Consider the following 14705-nt stretch of genomic DNA (forward strand, 5'->3'; position numbering starts at 1 on the left):
GGCGACCCAGCGACAGCTGCGAGTCGAAACGCCCTTAGACGCCGACGTGCTTCTGGTAACGGATGATGGCGGCGAACTCATCCACGATGAGGCTCGCACCGCCGACCAGAGCACCGTCGACATCCGGCTCACGCATGAAGCTCGCAATGTTCGCGGCCTTCACCGAGCCGCCGTAGAGCACACGTGTGCGCTCCGCGGCATCCGCGCCAAGCGTGTCGGCGACCACCCCGCGCAGCTTGGCGCAGACATCCTGAGCCTGATCGGGAGTGGCGGCCTGACCGGACCCGATGGCCCAGACCGGCTCGTACGCCACAACGATGTCGGCATCAGCCGGCACATCAGCCAGAGCGGTCTTCAGCTGCCCCACCGGCACAGCGCTCGCGCCGTACTTCTCGAGGTCTTCCGCGGTCTCACCCACGCAGATGACCGGCACGAGACCGTGACGCAGCGCAGCCTGAACCTTGCTGGCGACGACCTCGTCGGTTTCGTGGTGGTATTCGCGGCGCTCGGAGTGACCGATGATGACGTAGCGAGCGTCCAGCTTTGCCAGAAACGCCCCCGAGACATCACCGGTGTACGCGCCGGAGTCCTTCGGCGACAGGTCCTGCGCGCCGAGGGCGAAGGGGATCTTGTCGGCATCCAGCAGCGTCTGCACGGTACGCAGATCGGTGAAGGGCGGGAAGACCGCGACCTCGACCGAACCATCCTCGTGCTTGGCGTCCTTGAGGGTCCAGTGCAGCTTCTGGACGAACGCGACAGCCTGCAGGTGGTCGAGGTTCATCTTCCAGTTGCCGGCGATGAGCGGTGTTCTCACTGCTCCCATCCGAGGACCTCCAGTCCGGGTAGCTTCTTGCCCTCGAGGAATTCGAGGCTTGCCCCGCCACCGGTGGAGATGTGGCCGAACTGGTCATCCGTGAATCCGAGCTGGCGCACCGCGGCTGCCGAGTCGCCACCGCCGACGACGCTCAGGCCGTCCACCTCGGTCAGTGCCTGCGCAACGGCCTTGGTCCCTGCGGCGAAGGCGGGCATCTCGAACACACCCATCGGGCCGTTCCAGAACACGGTCTTGCTCGCGCGGATCGCATCGCCGAAGATCTTCGCCGTGTCGGGGCCGATGTCCAGGCCCAGCCCCGTCGCGCCGAACGGGGTCTCCTCGAGCGAGTCAGCGGGAGCGACAACGTGCTCCGCGTCGGCGCTGAAGGATGCAGCCATCACAGCATCCACCGGAAGCACGATCTCAACGCCGCTCTCCTGCGCCGTGGTCATGTACCGGGTGACGGTGTCGATCTGGTCCTCTTCAAGCAGGCTCTTGCCGACCTCGTAGCCCTTGGCCTTGAGGAACGTGAACAGCATGCCGCCGCCGACGAGGATGCGGTCGACACGCGGGAGCAGGTGCTCGATCACACCGAGCTTGTCGCTGACCTTCGAACCGCCGAGCACGACAGTGTAGGGCCGTTCCGGCTTCTCAGTGAGGCGGTCGAGGACGTCGACCTCCTTCTCGATCAGGAATCCCGCCGCCGACGGCAGGATCTCGGCGAGGTCGTACACGCTCGCCTGCTTGCGGTGCACGACACCGAAGCCATCCGACACGAGAGCGTCACCGAGAGCTGAGAGCTCCCGAGCGAACGCGCCGCGGACCTCGGCATCCTTCGCGGTCTCCCCCGCATTGAACCGCAGGTTCTCGATGACCGCGACGTCGCCGTCTTCCAGCGCGGCGACGGCGTCGTGAGCAGACTCACCCACGGTGTCGCGGGCGAACGCGACAGGCTTGCCGAGCAGCTCGGACAGGCGCTGAGCGACAGGCTCGAGGCTGTACTTCGGGTCGGGTGCCCCGTCGGGGCGTCCCAGGTGCGAGCACACGACGAGGCGCGCTCCCTGGTTGATGAGGGCGTTGAGCGTGGGAACGGAGGCCCGCACGCGGCCATCGTCCGTTATGACCCCGTCCTTCAACGGAACGTTGAGGTCACAACGGACGATGACGCGCTTGCCAGCCAGCGAACCCAGCGAATCGAGGGTGCGCAGAGCCATGTCTGTTACCGGATGCCGCGGCTCAGAGCTTGCTGGCGACGAGCTCGGTGAGGTCGACGAGGCGGTTGGAGTAACCCCACTCGTTGTCGTACCAGGCCGAGACCTTCACGAGGTTGCCCGAGACATTGGTCTGTCCGGCGTCGAAGATCGACGAGTGCGGGTCGTGCACGATGTCGGTCGAGACGATCGCGTCGGTGTTGTACTTCAGGTAGCCCGCCAGTGCACCGTCAGCCGCAGCCTTCTCGTAGGCAGCGTTGATGGTCTCCTTCGTGAGGCCCTCGGCCGGCGTGATGATCGTCAGGTCCACGATCGAACCGGTGGGAACCGGAACGCGGTACGACGAACCGCTCAGCTTGCCGTTGAGCTCGGGCAGAACCAGGCCGATCGCCTTGGCCGCACCGGTGGCAGCCGGCACGATGTTCAGCGCGGCAGCGCGAGCGCGGTGCAGGTCACCGTGGGGGCCGTCCTGCAGGTTCTGGTCTGCGGTGTAGGCGTGGGCGGTCATCATGAAGCCGCGCTCGATACCGAAGTTGTCGTTGAAGACCTTCGCGAGCGGCGCCAGGCAGTTGGTCGTGCACGATGCGTTCGAGATGACGTGCATCGTGGCCGGGTCGTACTCGCCGTCGTTCACGCCCATGACGAACGTGCCGTCGACGTCGGTGCCCGGTGCCGAGATGAGAACCTTCTTCGCGCCGCCCGCGATGTGCTTGCTGGCGTCAGCTGCCTTCGTGAAGCGACCCGTGGACTCGATGACGATGTCCACGCCCAGCTCGCCCCACGGGAGGTTCGCGGGGTCGCGCTCTTCGAAGACCTTGATGCTCTTGCCACCGACAGTGATGGAGTCCTCGGTGTACGAGACCTCTTCGCTCAGCCGTCCGCCGACCGAGTCGTACTTGAGGAGGTGGGCGAGCGTCTTGTTGTCGGTGAGGTCGTTCACCGCCACGATGTCGAGGTCCGCGCCCTGCTCCAAAGCTGCGCGGAGGTAGTTGCGTCCGATACGGCCGAAGCCGTTGATACCGATCTTGACAGACACGGTGTCTCCCTGTTTCTCATCGCGCCGAAGCGCCGGGGGTCAGCTCCGGATCGACGACCCGGAGAGGGGTGTCATTTGTGGTGTGTTACAGCAGACAAATGAGGCTGCCGGAGCCCCCGAGCGGGCGAGGGCTCCGCGGCATCCTCACCTGATCATGACCCTAGCAGCAGACCTGCCGTCTTCTCACGAGCCGTGACAAAGCGGTCCTGGACGTTCTGCCAGTTCACGATGTTCCAGAACGCCTTCACGTAGTCAGCGCGGACGTTCTTGTAATCGAGGTAGTACGCGTGCTCCCACACGTCAAGCATGAGCAGCGGAACGCTCGCAGCGGCGAGCTGGCCCTGCTGATCGAAGATCTGCTGAATGACGAGGCGCTCACCGATCGAGTCCCAGAACAGCGCCGCCCAACCCGAGCCCTGCACGCCGAGAGCTGCAGCGGTGAAGTGCGCCTGGAATTTGTCGAACGAGCCGAAGTACTCGTCGATGGCGGATGCGAGCTCGCCGGTGGGCTTGTCGCCGCCATCCGGCGACATGTTCGTCCAGAAGATCGAGTGGTTGGTGTGACCACCCAGGTTGAACGAGAGGTCCTTCTCGAGCTTGTTGACGTTGGCGAGGTTGCCCGAGTCACGCGCCTCGGCCAGCTGCTCGAGCGCCGTGTTGGCACCCGTCACGTATGCCTGGTGATGCTTGTCGTGGTGCAGCTGCATGATCGTGGCGCTGATGTGCGGCTCGAGCGCAGCGTAGTCGTAGGGGAGGTCGGGCAGGGTGTAGGTGGCCATTCGCTCTTCTCTTCCTGTCGTCGCGGCGCCAGGAATGCCCCGGCGTCGCTGGGGTGACAGTTGTCATCCTAGTGAGGCGCGGCACCCGCTCGGCGGGTCTTGCGCGAGAAGAGAACACGCGTTACGGGGGCTGGCCCCGCCGGGATGGTCAGTCCAGGGCGCTGGCCGGAACCGCTGATTCCGTTCCGGGAATACCCTCGGCTGCAGCCTTCTTGTCGGCCATCGCGAGAAGGCGACGGATGCGGCCGGCAACGGCATCCTTCGTCAGCGGCGGATCGGCGTGGTGGCCGAGCTCATCGAGACTCGCGTCACGGTGGGCGAGCCGCAGGTCACCGGCCTCGCGCAGGTGATCGGGGATGTCATCGCCGAGGATCTCGAGGGCACGCTCGACGCGGGCACACGCCGCAACCGCGGCCTGGGCAGAACGACGCAGGTTGGCGTCATCGAAGTTCACGAGCCGGTTGACGCCGGCGCGAACCTCGCGGCGCTGTCGCATCTCATCCCAGTGCGCGGCGACCTGGCGGGCTCCCATGACGGCCAGAGCCGTGCGGATGGCATCCCCCTCGCGCACGACGACGCGGGGCGCCCCACGGACCTCGCGCGCCTTCGCCCCGATGCCGAGCCGGTGCGCTGCCCCAACGAGCGCCATGGCGGCTTCAGACGACGGGCACAGCACGTCCAGTGAGGCGGATCGGCCAGGATCGGTGAGAGCACCAGCACCGAGGAACGCCCCGCGCCACACGGCAGCGAGGTCTCCCCGGGACCCGGTCGTGAGCTTGTTCGGCAGCCCCCGCACCGGCCGGCGCCGCTGGTCGAGCAGGCCCGTCTGACGTGCCAGCGTTTCTCCCCCGTCGATGACCCGCACCGCGAACAGCGCCCCCGCTCGTGAGCCGGATCCCTGCGTCTGGACGATCTCGGGCCTCACACCGTAGATTTCCATGAGCTCTCGGGCGACGCGGCGGGCGAGGGCCTCGGAGTCGACCTCAGCCTCGACCGCGACACGGTTGGCGATGGAGTGCAGGCCGCCGGCGAAGCGGAGCAGTGATGTCAACTCGGCGATCCGGGCGTTCGGAAGCGGGTCCCGGACCGCAATGAGTTCTGCTTTGACATCGGCCGTCAGCGACACGAGGCTCCTTTCGAGGGTGCCGGCACGGCCGGCGGATGACGCTCTAGCCTACTCGGGCGGGCACCTCGAATTCTCGGCGGTCTCCCGGTCCGGCGCTACTCCCGACCGAGGTCGCGGTGCTTGATGCGAACGGCGACCCCAGCCTCATCGCTCAGCCGTCGGGCAAGCTCTTCGACCACGACCACCGAACGGTGCTTGCCGCCGGTGCAGCCGACAGCGACGACCGAATGCCGCTTGTTCTCGCGCTGATAGCCCTGAAGCACCGGCTGCAAGGCTGCAGCGTAAGCGTCCACGAACTCGCGGGCCCCGGGCTGGGCGAGCACGTAGTCGCGCACCTGCGGGTCCTGCCCCGTGAACGCACGCAGCGAGGGGTCCCAGTAGGGGTTGGGCAGAAAACGCATGTCGGCGACCATGTCGGCATCCGTCGGCAGACCGTACTTGAACCCGAAGCTCATGATCGTGAGCATGTGGCGAGCCGCACCCTCATCCGAGAAGAGCTCGAAGATCCGTGTCGCGAGTTGATGCACGTTCAACGACGTCGTGTCCACGACGATGTCGGCGCGCTCTCGAATCTCCGAGAGCCGCTCTCGCTCGGTGCGGATGCCGTCGATGAGGGTGCCCTCGCCCTGCAGCGGATGCGGGCGCCGCACTGCCTCGAACCGCCGGACGAGAACATCGTCCGAGGCGTCGAGGAAGACGATGCGCACGTTGCGGCGCGAGCGCAACTCCCCCACTTCCGCGGGGAGCGCCGTGAACAGATCTCGGCCGCGCACATCGACGACAGCGGCGACCTTCGGCAGCGCGGATGCCGCGATCTCCGACAGCTCGAGCATCGGCTTGAGCATCTGCGGCGGCAGGTTGTCGACGACGTACCAGCCGAGGTCTTCGAGGGCGTTAGCCGCTGTCGAGCGTCCGGCGCCGGACATTCCGGTCAGGATGAGCACGTCGCTGCTGGCGGCTGTCGTCTCATCCATCGCGTCCCCTTGCCCTCCGGTGGCGCTTGTGGCGCGGCCTTGCGGCCCCGCGGTCGTCGGGTGCACGGTGTGCCGCCTGCCAGCGGGTTCCGCGCCCCGCCAGCCTATCGACTTGCCAGGTGCGCGTGGATCGTGGCGGCAAGCTTGGGGCCGACCCCGGGAAGCTCTTGAATCTCCTCGGGAGTCGCGTTCCTGAGCGCGGTCACCGATCCGAAGTGGCGAAGCAGCGCCCGGATGCGGGCCTCACCGAGACCCGGAATCTCGGCGAGCACGGTCTGGATGTCCCGTTTGCGCTTGCCGCGCTGCTTGGTGATGGCAAATCGATGGGCTTCGTCACGCAGTCGCTGCAACAGATAGAGCGCCTCGCTGGTGCGCGGCAGGATCACCGGGTAGTCCTCGCCGGGCAGCCACACCTCTTCCAGACGTTTGGCGATGCCGCACAGCGCGATGTCGGAGTGCCCGGCGTCTGCCAGCGCCCGTGCTGCGGCGTTGACCTGCGGCCTGCCGCCATCGACCACGAGCAGCTGCGGGCGGTAGGCAAAGCGCGGGCGGTTGCGCTCCGTCACGACGGTGCCCTCGGCGGTCGGGTCAGAGCTGACGGCGATCTCATCGGCGTCAGTCTCGCTGGCGCCGCCAGCAATGGTCGCGGCGTCAACGGCCATCGGCGCTGCCCCATCGCGCTCATTGTCGATATATGCGAGTCGGCGCATGAGCACCTGATAGAGCGAATCGGTGTCGTCGGTGGTCTCGGCGACACCGAACGTGCGGTACTGGTCCTTGCGCGGCAACCCGTCTTCGAACACGACCATCGACGCGACGACGTTGGTACCGCTCAGGTGCGAGACGTCGTAGCACTCGATACGGAGCGGCGCCTCATCGAGGTCCAGCGCTTCCTGCAGATCGGTGAGCGCCTGCGAGCGTGCCACGTAGTCGCTCGTGCGCCGGGTTTTGTGCAGCAGAAGCGCCTGTTGCGCGTTCAGCGCTGCGTTCTTCATGAGGTCGGCCTTCGCGCCACGCTGCGCGATCTGAATCGTGACGTTCGTGCCGCGCTTCTCGCGAAGCCACGCCTCCAGTTCCGCGGCATCGTCAGGGAGCGCTGGAACAAGCACCTGCTTAGGGATGTCGGCGCTGCCCGAGGGACCGTAGGTCCGCTGCAGAATCTGGTCGACGAGCTCTCCCCCGCTGATGTCCAGTTCCTTCTCGATCGTGGTAGCCCGCACACCGCGGACGCGCCCGCCGCGGATGACGAAGTGCTGCACGGCGGCGGCGAGTTCGTCCTCCGCGATGCCGAACAGGTCGGCATCCGTGTCATCGGGTAGCACGAGAGCGCTCTTGTTGAGCACCGCTTCGATCGCTTGGAGTCTGTCACGATAAACCGCGGCTGACTCGTAATCCATCGCAGCTGAGGCTTCCTTCATCCGCGCCGTCAGCTGCCGGGTGAAGCGCTGATCGCCACCGGACATGAACGCCACGAAGTCGTCGACGATCGCCCGGTGCTCCTCGATCGTCACGCGGCCAGAGCACGGCCCGCCACAGCGGCCGATCTGGCCGGGGAAGCAGGGGCGACCAGTGGCCATGGCGCGCTTGTAGGACGAGTCACTGCAGGTGCGGATCGGGAACACCTTGATCATGAGATCGATGACCTCGTGCACCGCCCACACCTTGGGGTACGGGCCGAAGTACTTCGCGCCGCGGATCTTGTGGTTTCGCGTCACCATGACTCTCGGCGCTTCGTCAGCGAGGGTGATCGCCATGTACGGATAGGACTTGTCGTCCTTGTAGCGCACGTTGAAGGGCGGCGAGAACTCCTGGATCCACATGTATTCCAGTTGCAGTGCCTCGACGTCGCTGCTGACCACCGTCCACTCGACGCCGGTGGCGGTGGTCACCATCCGTCTCGTGCGCTCGTGGAGCGTGTGCAGCGGCGCGAAGTAGTTCGACAGGCGCGCGCGAAGGTTCTTCGCCTTGCCCACGTAGAGGATGCGCCCGGCGTCGTCCCGGAACCGGTACACGCCGGGGTTCGTCGGGATCTCCCCCGGCGCCGGCCGGTACGAGAGCTGGGGATGGGTGGCGCGCGCCACGCTCAACCTGCCTTGCGAGCCGCCGGCGCGTCGTGGGCGTCGAATAGCTCGGCCAGGAACTGTCCGGTGTAGCTCTCGGGCACCCCCGCGACCTGCTCGGGTGTTCCGGTGGCGATGATCTCGCCGCCGCCGGAGCCGCCTTCGGGGCCGAGATCGATGATCCAGTCAGCCGACTTGATGACATCGAGGTTGTGCTCGATCACGATCACTGTGTTGCCCTTGTCGACCAGGCCGTTCAAGACCTCGAGAAGGCGGCGCACGTCTTCGAAGTGCAAACCCGTAGTGGGCTCGTCGAGCACGTAGATGCTGCGTCCGTTGCTTCGCCGCTGCAGTTCCGTCGCGAGCTTCACGCGCTGCGCCTCACCGCCCGACAGAGTGGTTGCCGACTGGCCGAGCCGCACGTAGCCGAGGCCCACGTCGACCAGGGTCTTCATATACCGATGGATCGCCTGGATCGGCTCGAAGAAATCGGCTGCCTCGGCGATCGGCATCTCGAGAACCTCGGCGATGTTCTTGCCCTTGTAGTGGACCGCGAGCGTGTCCCGGTTGTAGCGCTTGCCGTGGCAGACCTCGCAGTCCACGTAGACATCGGGCAGGAAGTTCATCTCGATCTTGATCGTGCCATCGCCCGCGCACGCCTCGCAGCGTCCGCCCTTCACGTTGAAACTGAAGCGGCCGGGTTGGTAACCGCGCGCCTTGGCTTCGGGGGTCTCGCTGAAGAGGGTGCGGATGCGATCGAACACGCCGGTGTAGGTGGCCGGGTTCGAGCGGGGTGTGCGCCCGATCGGAGCCTGGTCGACGTGCACGACCTTGTCGAGGTTGTCAAGACCCGTGACGCGCGTGTGCTTGCCGGGAACCGTTCGTGCTCCGTTGAGCCGAGCCGCGAGCACCTGGTAGAGGATGTCGTTGACCAGTGACGACTTGCCGGAACCGCTCACGCCGGTTACTGCCGTGAGGACGCCCAGCGGGAACTGCGCGCTGACCTGTTTGAGGTTGTTCTCACGCGCACCGACGACTTCGACCATCCGCTTCTTGTCGATCTTGCGGCGCTTGCGCGGGGTCGGGATGCTGCGGCGGCCGGCAAGGTAGTCGCCGGTGATCGAGTCGGAGTCGGCGAGAAGTTCGGCGAGGGGTCCGGAGTGTACGACGTGCCCGCCGTCGACGCCGGCGCGAGGCCCGATGTCGACGATCCAGTCGGCTGCGTGAATTGTCTCTTCGTCGTGTTCGACGACGATGAGGGTGTTGCCGAGCCCCTTGAGCTTCAGGAGCGTCTCGATGAGGCGGCGGTTGTCGCGCTGGTGCAGCCCGATCGACGGTTCGTCGAGCACGTACAGCACACCGGTCAGCCCCGACCCGATCTGGGTAGCGAGGCGGATGCGTTGAGCTTCGCCGCCCGAGAGCGAACCGGCCGAGCGGCTGAGGTTCAGATAGTTCAGCCCGACCTGGATGAGGAATTCGAGGCGCGCGCGGATCTCGCGGAGCACCGCGGCGGCGATCATGGCCTCGCGCTCGGTGAGCTCGAGGGTCGCGAAGTACTCCTGTGCCTCCGCGAGGCTCAGGCGCGAGGCATCCGCGATAGAGCGCCCGTGCACGAGTACTGCGAGGACCTCGGGCTTGAGGCGGTCGCCGTTACAGGCGGGGCAGGGAACCTCGCGCAGGTACTCCGACCAGCGCTGGCGCTGCGTGTCGGACTCGGCCTGCACGTACTGGCGTTCGATGTAGGGCACGACACCCTCGAATCCCGACGTGTACCGCATCTCGCGGCCGTAGCGGTTCTTCCACTTGACGTTGACCTTGAAGTTCTCGCCGTGCAGGACAGCGTTCTGAACCTCCGCCGTGAGCTCCCGCCAGGGGGTGTCCAACGAAAAGCCCAGGTCATCGGAGAGGCCTTCGAGCAGGCGCTCGTAGTACTGGAACAGCCCCTTGCCCTGCGTCGTCCACGGGATGAGGACTCCCTCGCGGATCGAGAGTTCGGGGTCGCCCAGCATGAGCTCGACATCCACCGACATCCGGGTGCCGAGACCGGAGCACGTGGGGCAGGCGCCGAACGGGGCGTTGAACGAGAAAGTCCGCGGCTCGATCTCGGTCAGCTGCAGCGGGTGGCCGTTCGGGCACGAGAGCTTCTCGCTGAAGGACTGCCACGCGTCATCGCCCTCTTCGTCGACGAAATTGACCTGCATGATGCCGCCCGCGAGCCCGAGCGCCGTCTCGACGGAGTCGGTGACGCGGCTCAGGATGTCGGGGCCTGCCACGAGGCGATCCACGACGACGGCGATGTCGTGCTTGTAACTCTTCTTGAGGGTCGGCGGTTCGGCGAGCTGGATGAGGTCGCCGTCGACGACGGCACGGGCGTAACCCTTCGCGGAGAGCTCTTTGAAGAGGTCGACGAACTCCCCCTTCTTCTGGCTCACCACGGGCGCGACGATCTGATACCGCGTGCGCTCGGGCAACTCCATGAGCTGGTCGGCGATCTGCTGCACCGTCTGGCGCTGGATCTGCGCACCGCACTCCGGGCAGTGGGGTACCCCGATCCGGGCCCACAGCAAACGCATGTAGTCGTGGATCTCGGTGATCGTGCCGACAGTGGAGCGCGGGTTGCGGTTCGTTGACTTCTGATCGATCGAGACCGCCGGGCTCAGCCCCTCGATGAAATCGACGTCGGGCCGATCGACCTGACCCAGGAACTGGCGCGCGTAGGAGCTCAGCGATTCGATGTAGCGACGCTGCCCTTCGGCGAAGATCGTGTCGAACGCGAGGCTCGATTTTCCGGACCCCGACAACCCGGTGAACACGACGAGTGAGTCGCGAGGGATGTCGAGATCGACGTCCTTGAGGTTGTGGACGCGGGCGCCGCGAACACTCAGTGTTCCAGTGCTGTGGGCATGCGAAGAGACGGGGACGATGGGCACCCGTCAAGTGTAGGTGTGGCCTCCGACATCGGCTCCGGAGCGCTCGTTCGACGATCTGGAGCAGACAGTTCGGTCGCGTCTTTGTGTCGCCTCCATGCCGTGTGACACGCATCACGACGCGACCGAACGTGGAATCCCGACTTTCGGTCGCGCCTTCATGCGGGTCGGTCGCCTTAGCACCCGCAAAACGGCGCCACCGAACCTAGATGGGAGCTGGAGTTGGAACTCAGGGGCAGTGCATGAGGGGCTTGTCGCCTGACCTGTCGAACGTGTGGCGATTCATGGGCTGATGACACAGTGGGCAGGCGCGCTCGGCACGCTCCTCGGCGCTCGGCCCCGGTTCCAGCGGGCTCACCTGAGGCGGCCCGGCGACGCGGATGAGGTTGGTGTTGAACCAGGTGTACCAACCGCCCGCTTCGCGCACGCGCTCACGGAGCGGTCGCTTCGGCGCCTCATTCGTTCGTGTCATGATGTTTAGTGTACTAATAGATTGCTAGACTGGCCACATGGCCGACGAGGAAGACCTGCTCAAGCTCGACAATCAGGTGTGCTTCGCTCTCGTGACCGCCGCCCGCAACGTGGTGTCGATCTACCGCCCGATCCTCGAACCGCTCGGCCTCACACATCCGCAGTACCTCGTCATGCTCGCCCTGTGGGAGGACTCACCGCGCTCGCTCGGCGACCTCGCTGACGAGCTCGCGATGGAACCGGCCACCCTCTCCCCCCTGGTCAAGCGCCTCGAGACGCAAGGGCGCGTCACGCGCACACGTCGGACCGATGACGAACGGGTGCTCGACATCGGTCTGACACCGGCCGGCCGGGTACTCCGCGAGGAGGCGCTTGAGGTGCCCCGACGCGTGATGGCCGTGACCGGCCTCGGCGCGGCTGAACTCAAGGAGCTGCGCGACGGACTTCAGCCGTTCGCAGGCCGGATGCCGAACCTGGCCGGCTGAGGCATCCGTCGGACGGCTTGGCGTGCCGTGCCCCCATACGCGGTCGCAACGGCGCACGAAGAGGATGACCTATGGGTCGACGAACCTCATCACGATCCGATCGTGACGAGACCGGCAGCATCTAGTGGCCAGGCGGGGTTGTGCGCGACCTCCCACGGGTGGCCGTCGGGATCGATGAACACTCCCGAGTAGCCACCCCAGGGCGTCGGCGCACCGGCACGTGTGACGCGCGCGCCGGCCGCCGCGGCATCCGTGAGAGTCGCATCGACCTCCTCGGGTGATCGCACATTGTGAGCGAGGGTCACGCCGCCCCATCCACCGCCGTCGGTGACCGCAGAGTCTGCGGCGAGCTTCGCCCGGCTCCAGATGGCGAAGGCCATGCCGTCGAGCTGGAAGAACACAACCTCCCCGGGAACCGACCCGGGATGCGGCTCCCACCCGAGCCCGCGATAGAACGCGATCGCGCGCTCGAGGTCCGAAACCCCGAGGGTGATGAGGCTCAGCCGTTGCTCCACATCCGCTCCGTTTCAACCCGGTGAGCTCGCGGCCAGCTCGGCGGCGTCAGGCGTGACCTGCCCGCTCCATGGCTCGCAGTTCCTTCTTCAGGTCTTGCAGTTCATCACGCAGGCGTGCCGCGAGCTCGAACTTCAGTTCCCCGGCCGCGGCCAGCATCTGGTCGGAGAGGTCGCTGATCATCGCTTCGAGCTGCGTCGCACCCTCGGCGGCGATCCCCTCGCGACGCAGGTTCGGGGTGGGGCTCTTGCCCTTGCCGTTCTTGGATGCGGCGGCATCCTTGCGGTTCAGCATCGCCTTCGTGTCGGCGCCCTCGCGGATCAGTGCATCGGTGATGTCGGCGATCTTCTTGCGAAGCGGCTGCGGGTCGATGCCGTGCTCTTTGTTGTACGCGATCTGCCTCTCGCGCCGGCGGTCGGTCTCATCGATCGCTGCGCGCATCGAGTCGGTGACCGTGTCGGCGTACATGTGCACCTGGCCGGACACGTTTCGGGCGGCGCGACCGATCGTCTGGATGAGGGACGTGCCCGATCGCAGGAACCCCTCTTTGTCGGCATCCAGGATCGACACGAGTGAGACCTCGGGAAGGTCCAGTCCCTCGCGAAGCAGGTTGATGCCGACCAGCACGTCGTAGACGCCGGCGCGGAGCTCACTGAGCAGTTCGACGCGGCGGAGGGTGTCGACGTCCGAGTGCAGATACCGCACGCGCACGCCGTGCTCGCCGAGGAAGTCGGTGAGTTCCTCGGCCATCTTCTTGGTGAGGGTCGTCACGAGGACTCGCTCGTCGCGCTCGACGCGGACGCGGATCTCTTCGAGGAGGTCGTCGATCTGTCCCTTGGACGGCTTGACGACGATCTCGGGGTCGACGAGGCCGGTAGGACGGATGATCTGCTCGACGACCCCGTCAGCGATCCCCATCTCGTACCGCCCGGGAGTCGCAGACAGATAGACGGTCTGCCCGACGCGGTTCTTGAACTCATCGAAGCGCAACGGGCGGTTGTCGAGCGCTGACGGCAGCCGAAAGCCGTGGTCGACGAGGGTGCGCTTGCGGGAGGCATCCCCCTCGTACATTGCTCCGATCTGCGGCACGGTGACGTGGGACTCGTCGATCACGAGCAGGAAGTCGTCGGGGAAGAAGTCCAGCAGCGTGTGCGGCGGCTCTCCCGGCTGGCGACCGTCGAGGTGACGCGAATAGTTTTCGATGCCAGAACAGAAACCCAGCTGCTGCAGCATCTCGAGATCGAAGGTGGTGCGCATCCGCAGCCGCTGAGCCTCGAGCAGCTTCTGCTGGGACTCGAGTTCCTTCAACCGCGCGGCGAGCTCGTCTTCGATCGTGCCGATCGCGCGCTGCACGGTCTCGGTTCCGGCCACATAGTGCGAGGCCGGGAAGATCGGCACCGAATCCATCTTCTGGATGACATCGCCCGTCAGCGGATGCAGCAGGTAGAGCGCCTCGATCTCGTCACCGAACAGCTCGATGCGGATGGCGTACTCCTCGTACACCGGGATGATCTCGATCGTGTCGCCGCGAACACGAAAGTTGCCGCGCGAGAAGTCGACGTCGTTGCGGTTGTACTGCATCGCGATGAATTTGCGGATGAGGGCGTCACGGTCGTACCGCTCCCCCACCTGCAGCGCGACCATCGCCCGCAGATACTCCTCGGGCGCTCCCAGGCCGTAGATGCAGGAGACCGTCGAGACGACGACGACGTCGCGGCGAGAGAGGAGCGAATTCGTGGTCGAGTGGCGCAGGCGCTCGACCTCGGCGTTGATCGAGGAGTCCTTCTCGATGAAGGTGTCGGTCTGCGGGACGTAAGCCTCGGGTTGGTAGTAGTCGTAGTACGAAACGAAGTACTCGACGGCGTTGTTCGGCATGAGTTCGCGGAACTCATTGGCAAGCTGCGCGGCCAGCGTCTTGTTGTGCGCCATGACAAGGGTCGGACGCTGTACCTGCTCGATCAGCCAGGCCGTGGTCGCGGACTTGCCCGTTCCCGTCGCACCGAGCAGCACGACATCCGTCTCGCCCGCGTTGATGCGCGCTGCGAGATCGGCGATCGCCTGCGGCTGATCACCCGACGGCGCGTACTCGCTGACGACTTCGAAGGGCCTGACGGATCGTGTGGTTTGCACCCTTCCAGGGTAGGCGTGCCCTCCGACATCGAGGCCGTCGCTGCATCCGCACTCCAGCGCGATGGGTCACAACATGCCGCACACCCTGCGACGGTTGCGGCGTGTTGTGACCCCTCGCGTGAGAGTTCCCGCAGCAAAGACGCTGCGGGCACGAAGAAGGATGCCTACCCTGGAGGGGT

12 protein-coding genes are annotated in these 14705 nt (G+C 66.0%); 1 reads left to right on the forward strand and 11 read right to left on the reverse strand.

Annotated elements, in window-relative coordinates:
• Window positions 1–34: 34 nt before the first annotated feature.
• From tpiA to B4F19_RS13935, 9 genes are all read right to left on the reverse strand, one after another.
• Entirely contained in the window at window positions 35–823 is a 789-nt protein-coding gene (gene tpiA, locus B4F19_RS13895; protein WP_292729958.1) for a triose-phosphate isomerase, read from the reverse strand.
• Complete coding sequence (locus tag B4F19_RS13900; protein WP_228179023.1) at window positions 811–2028, reverse strand: phosphoglycerate kinase; 1218 nt, start codon at window positions 2026–2028, stop codon at window positions 811–813. Before B4F19_RS13900 ends, tpiA begins: the two co-directional genes overlap by 13 nt.
• Before the next feature lie 22 nt (window positions 2029–2050).
• Window positions 2051–3061, reverse strand: a complete 1011-nt coding sequence (gap, locus tag B4F19_RS13905) for a type I glyceraldehyde-3-phosphate dehydrogenase (protein WP_228179022.1) — start codon at window positions 3059–3061, stop codon at window positions 2051–2053.
• A gap of 152 nt (window positions 3062–3213) precedes the next feature.
• Entirely contained in the window at window positions 3214–3840 is a 627-nt protein-coding gene (locus B4F19_RS13910) for a superoxide dismutase (RefSeq protein WP_228179021.1), read from the reverse strand.
• Between the two features lie 148 nt (window positions 3841–3988).
• On the reverse strand, window positions 3989–4966 hold the full coding sequence (gene whiA / locus B4F19_RS13915; RefSeq protein WP_374198030.1) for a DNA-binding protein WhiA: 978 nt from the start codon (window positions 4964–4966) through the stop codon (window positions 3989–3991).
• 95 nt (window positions 4967–5061) lie between these two features.
• A complete protein-coding gene (rapZ, locus tag B4F19_RS13920; protein ID WP_228179020.1) occupies window positions 5062–5940 on the reverse strand; it encodes an RNase adapter RapZ in 879 nt (292 codons plus the stop codon).
• A gap of 104 nt (window positions 5941–6044) precedes the next feature.
• Window positions 6045–8021 (reverse strand): excinuclease ABC subunit UvrC, encoded by a 1977-nt coding sequence (uvrC, locus tag B4F19_RS13925; RefSeq protein ID WP_292735734.1) that lies wholly within the window; start codon window positions 8019–8021, stop codon window positions 6045–6047.
• Between the two features lie 2 nt (window positions 8022–8023).
• The gene (uvrA, locus tag B4F19_RS13930) at window positions 8024–10930 is read right to left on the reverse strand and encodes an excinuclease ABC subunit UvrA (RefSeq protein WP_292735737.1); all 2907 of its coding nucleotides are present in this window, start codon (window positions 10928–10930) and stop codon (window positions 8024–8026) included.
• 226 nt (window positions 10931–11156) lie between these two features.
• Window positions 11157–11399 carry a hypothetical protein gene (locus B4F19_RS13935; RefSeq protein ID WP_228179017.1) on the reverse strand — a complete coding sequence of 81 codons (243 nt, stop codon included), beginning with the start codon at window positions 11397–11399 and terminating at the stop codon, window positions 11157–11159.
• A gap of 37 nt (window positions 11400–11436) precedes the next feature.
• Here B4F19_RS13935 and B4F19_RS13940 point away from each other — a divergent pair, with 37 nt between their 5' ends.
• Window positions 11437–11883, forward strand: a complete 447-nt coding sequence (locus B4F19_RS13940; protein ID WP_292735741.1) for a MarR family winged helix-turn-helix transcriptional regulator — start codon at window positions 11437–11439, stop codon at window positions 11881–11883.
• Window positions 11884–11972: 89 nt separating this feature from the next.
• Here the strand turns inward: B4F19_RS13940 and B4F19_RS13945 are convergent, their stop codons facing one another.
• Both B4F19_RS13945 and uvrB read right to left on the reverse strand, forming a co-directional pair.
• A complete protein-coding gene (locus tag B4F19_RS13945) occupies window positions 11973–12398 on the reverse strand; it encodes a VOC family protein (RefSeq protein WP_292735744.1) in 426 nt (141 codons plus the stop codon).
• Window positions 12399–12444: 46 nt separating this feature from the next.
• A complete protein-coding gene (uvrB, locus tag B4F19_RS13950) occupies window positions 12445–14526 on the reverse strand; it encodes an excinuclease ABC subunit UvrB (protein ID WP_292735747.1) in 2082 nt (693 codons plus the stop codon).
• Window positions 14527–14705: the final 179 nt, after the last annotated feature.

Source organism: Microbacterium sp. UBA1097 (genome assembly GCF_002313585.1).
In the GTDB taxonomy this organism is placed as follows: domain Bacteria; phylum Actinomycetota; class Actinomycetes; order Actinomycetales; family Microbacteriaceae; genus Microbacterium.

What these genes read in the sequence shown, in the direction of transcription:
- tpiA (WP_292729958.1), bottom strand. Translation starts at nt 823, where the DNA reads ATGGGAGCAGTGAGAACACCGCTCATCGCCGGCAACTGGAAGATGAAC.
- B4F19_RS13900 (WP_228179023.1), bottom strand. Translation starts at nt 2,028, where the DNA reads ATGGCTCTGCGCACCCTCGATTCGCTGGGTTCGCTGGCTGGCAAGCGC.
- B4F19_RS13910 (WP_228179021.1), bottom strand. Translation starts at nt 3,840, where the DNA reads ATGGCCACCTACACCCTGCCCGACCTCCCCTACGACTACGCTGCGCTC.
- rapZ (WP_228179020.1), bottom strand. Translation starts at nt 5,940, where the DNA reads ATGGATGAGACGACAGCCGCCAGCAGCGACGTGCTCATCCTGACCGGA.
- B4F19_RS13935 (WP_228179017.1), bottom strand. Translation starts at nt 11,399, where the DNA reads ATGACACGAACGAATGAGGCGCCGAAGCGACCGCTCCGTGAGCGCGTG.
- B4F19_RS13940 (WP_292735741.1), top strand. Translation starts at nt 11,437, where the DNA reads ATGGCCGACGAGGAAGACCTGCTCAAGCTCGACAATCAGGTGTGCTTC.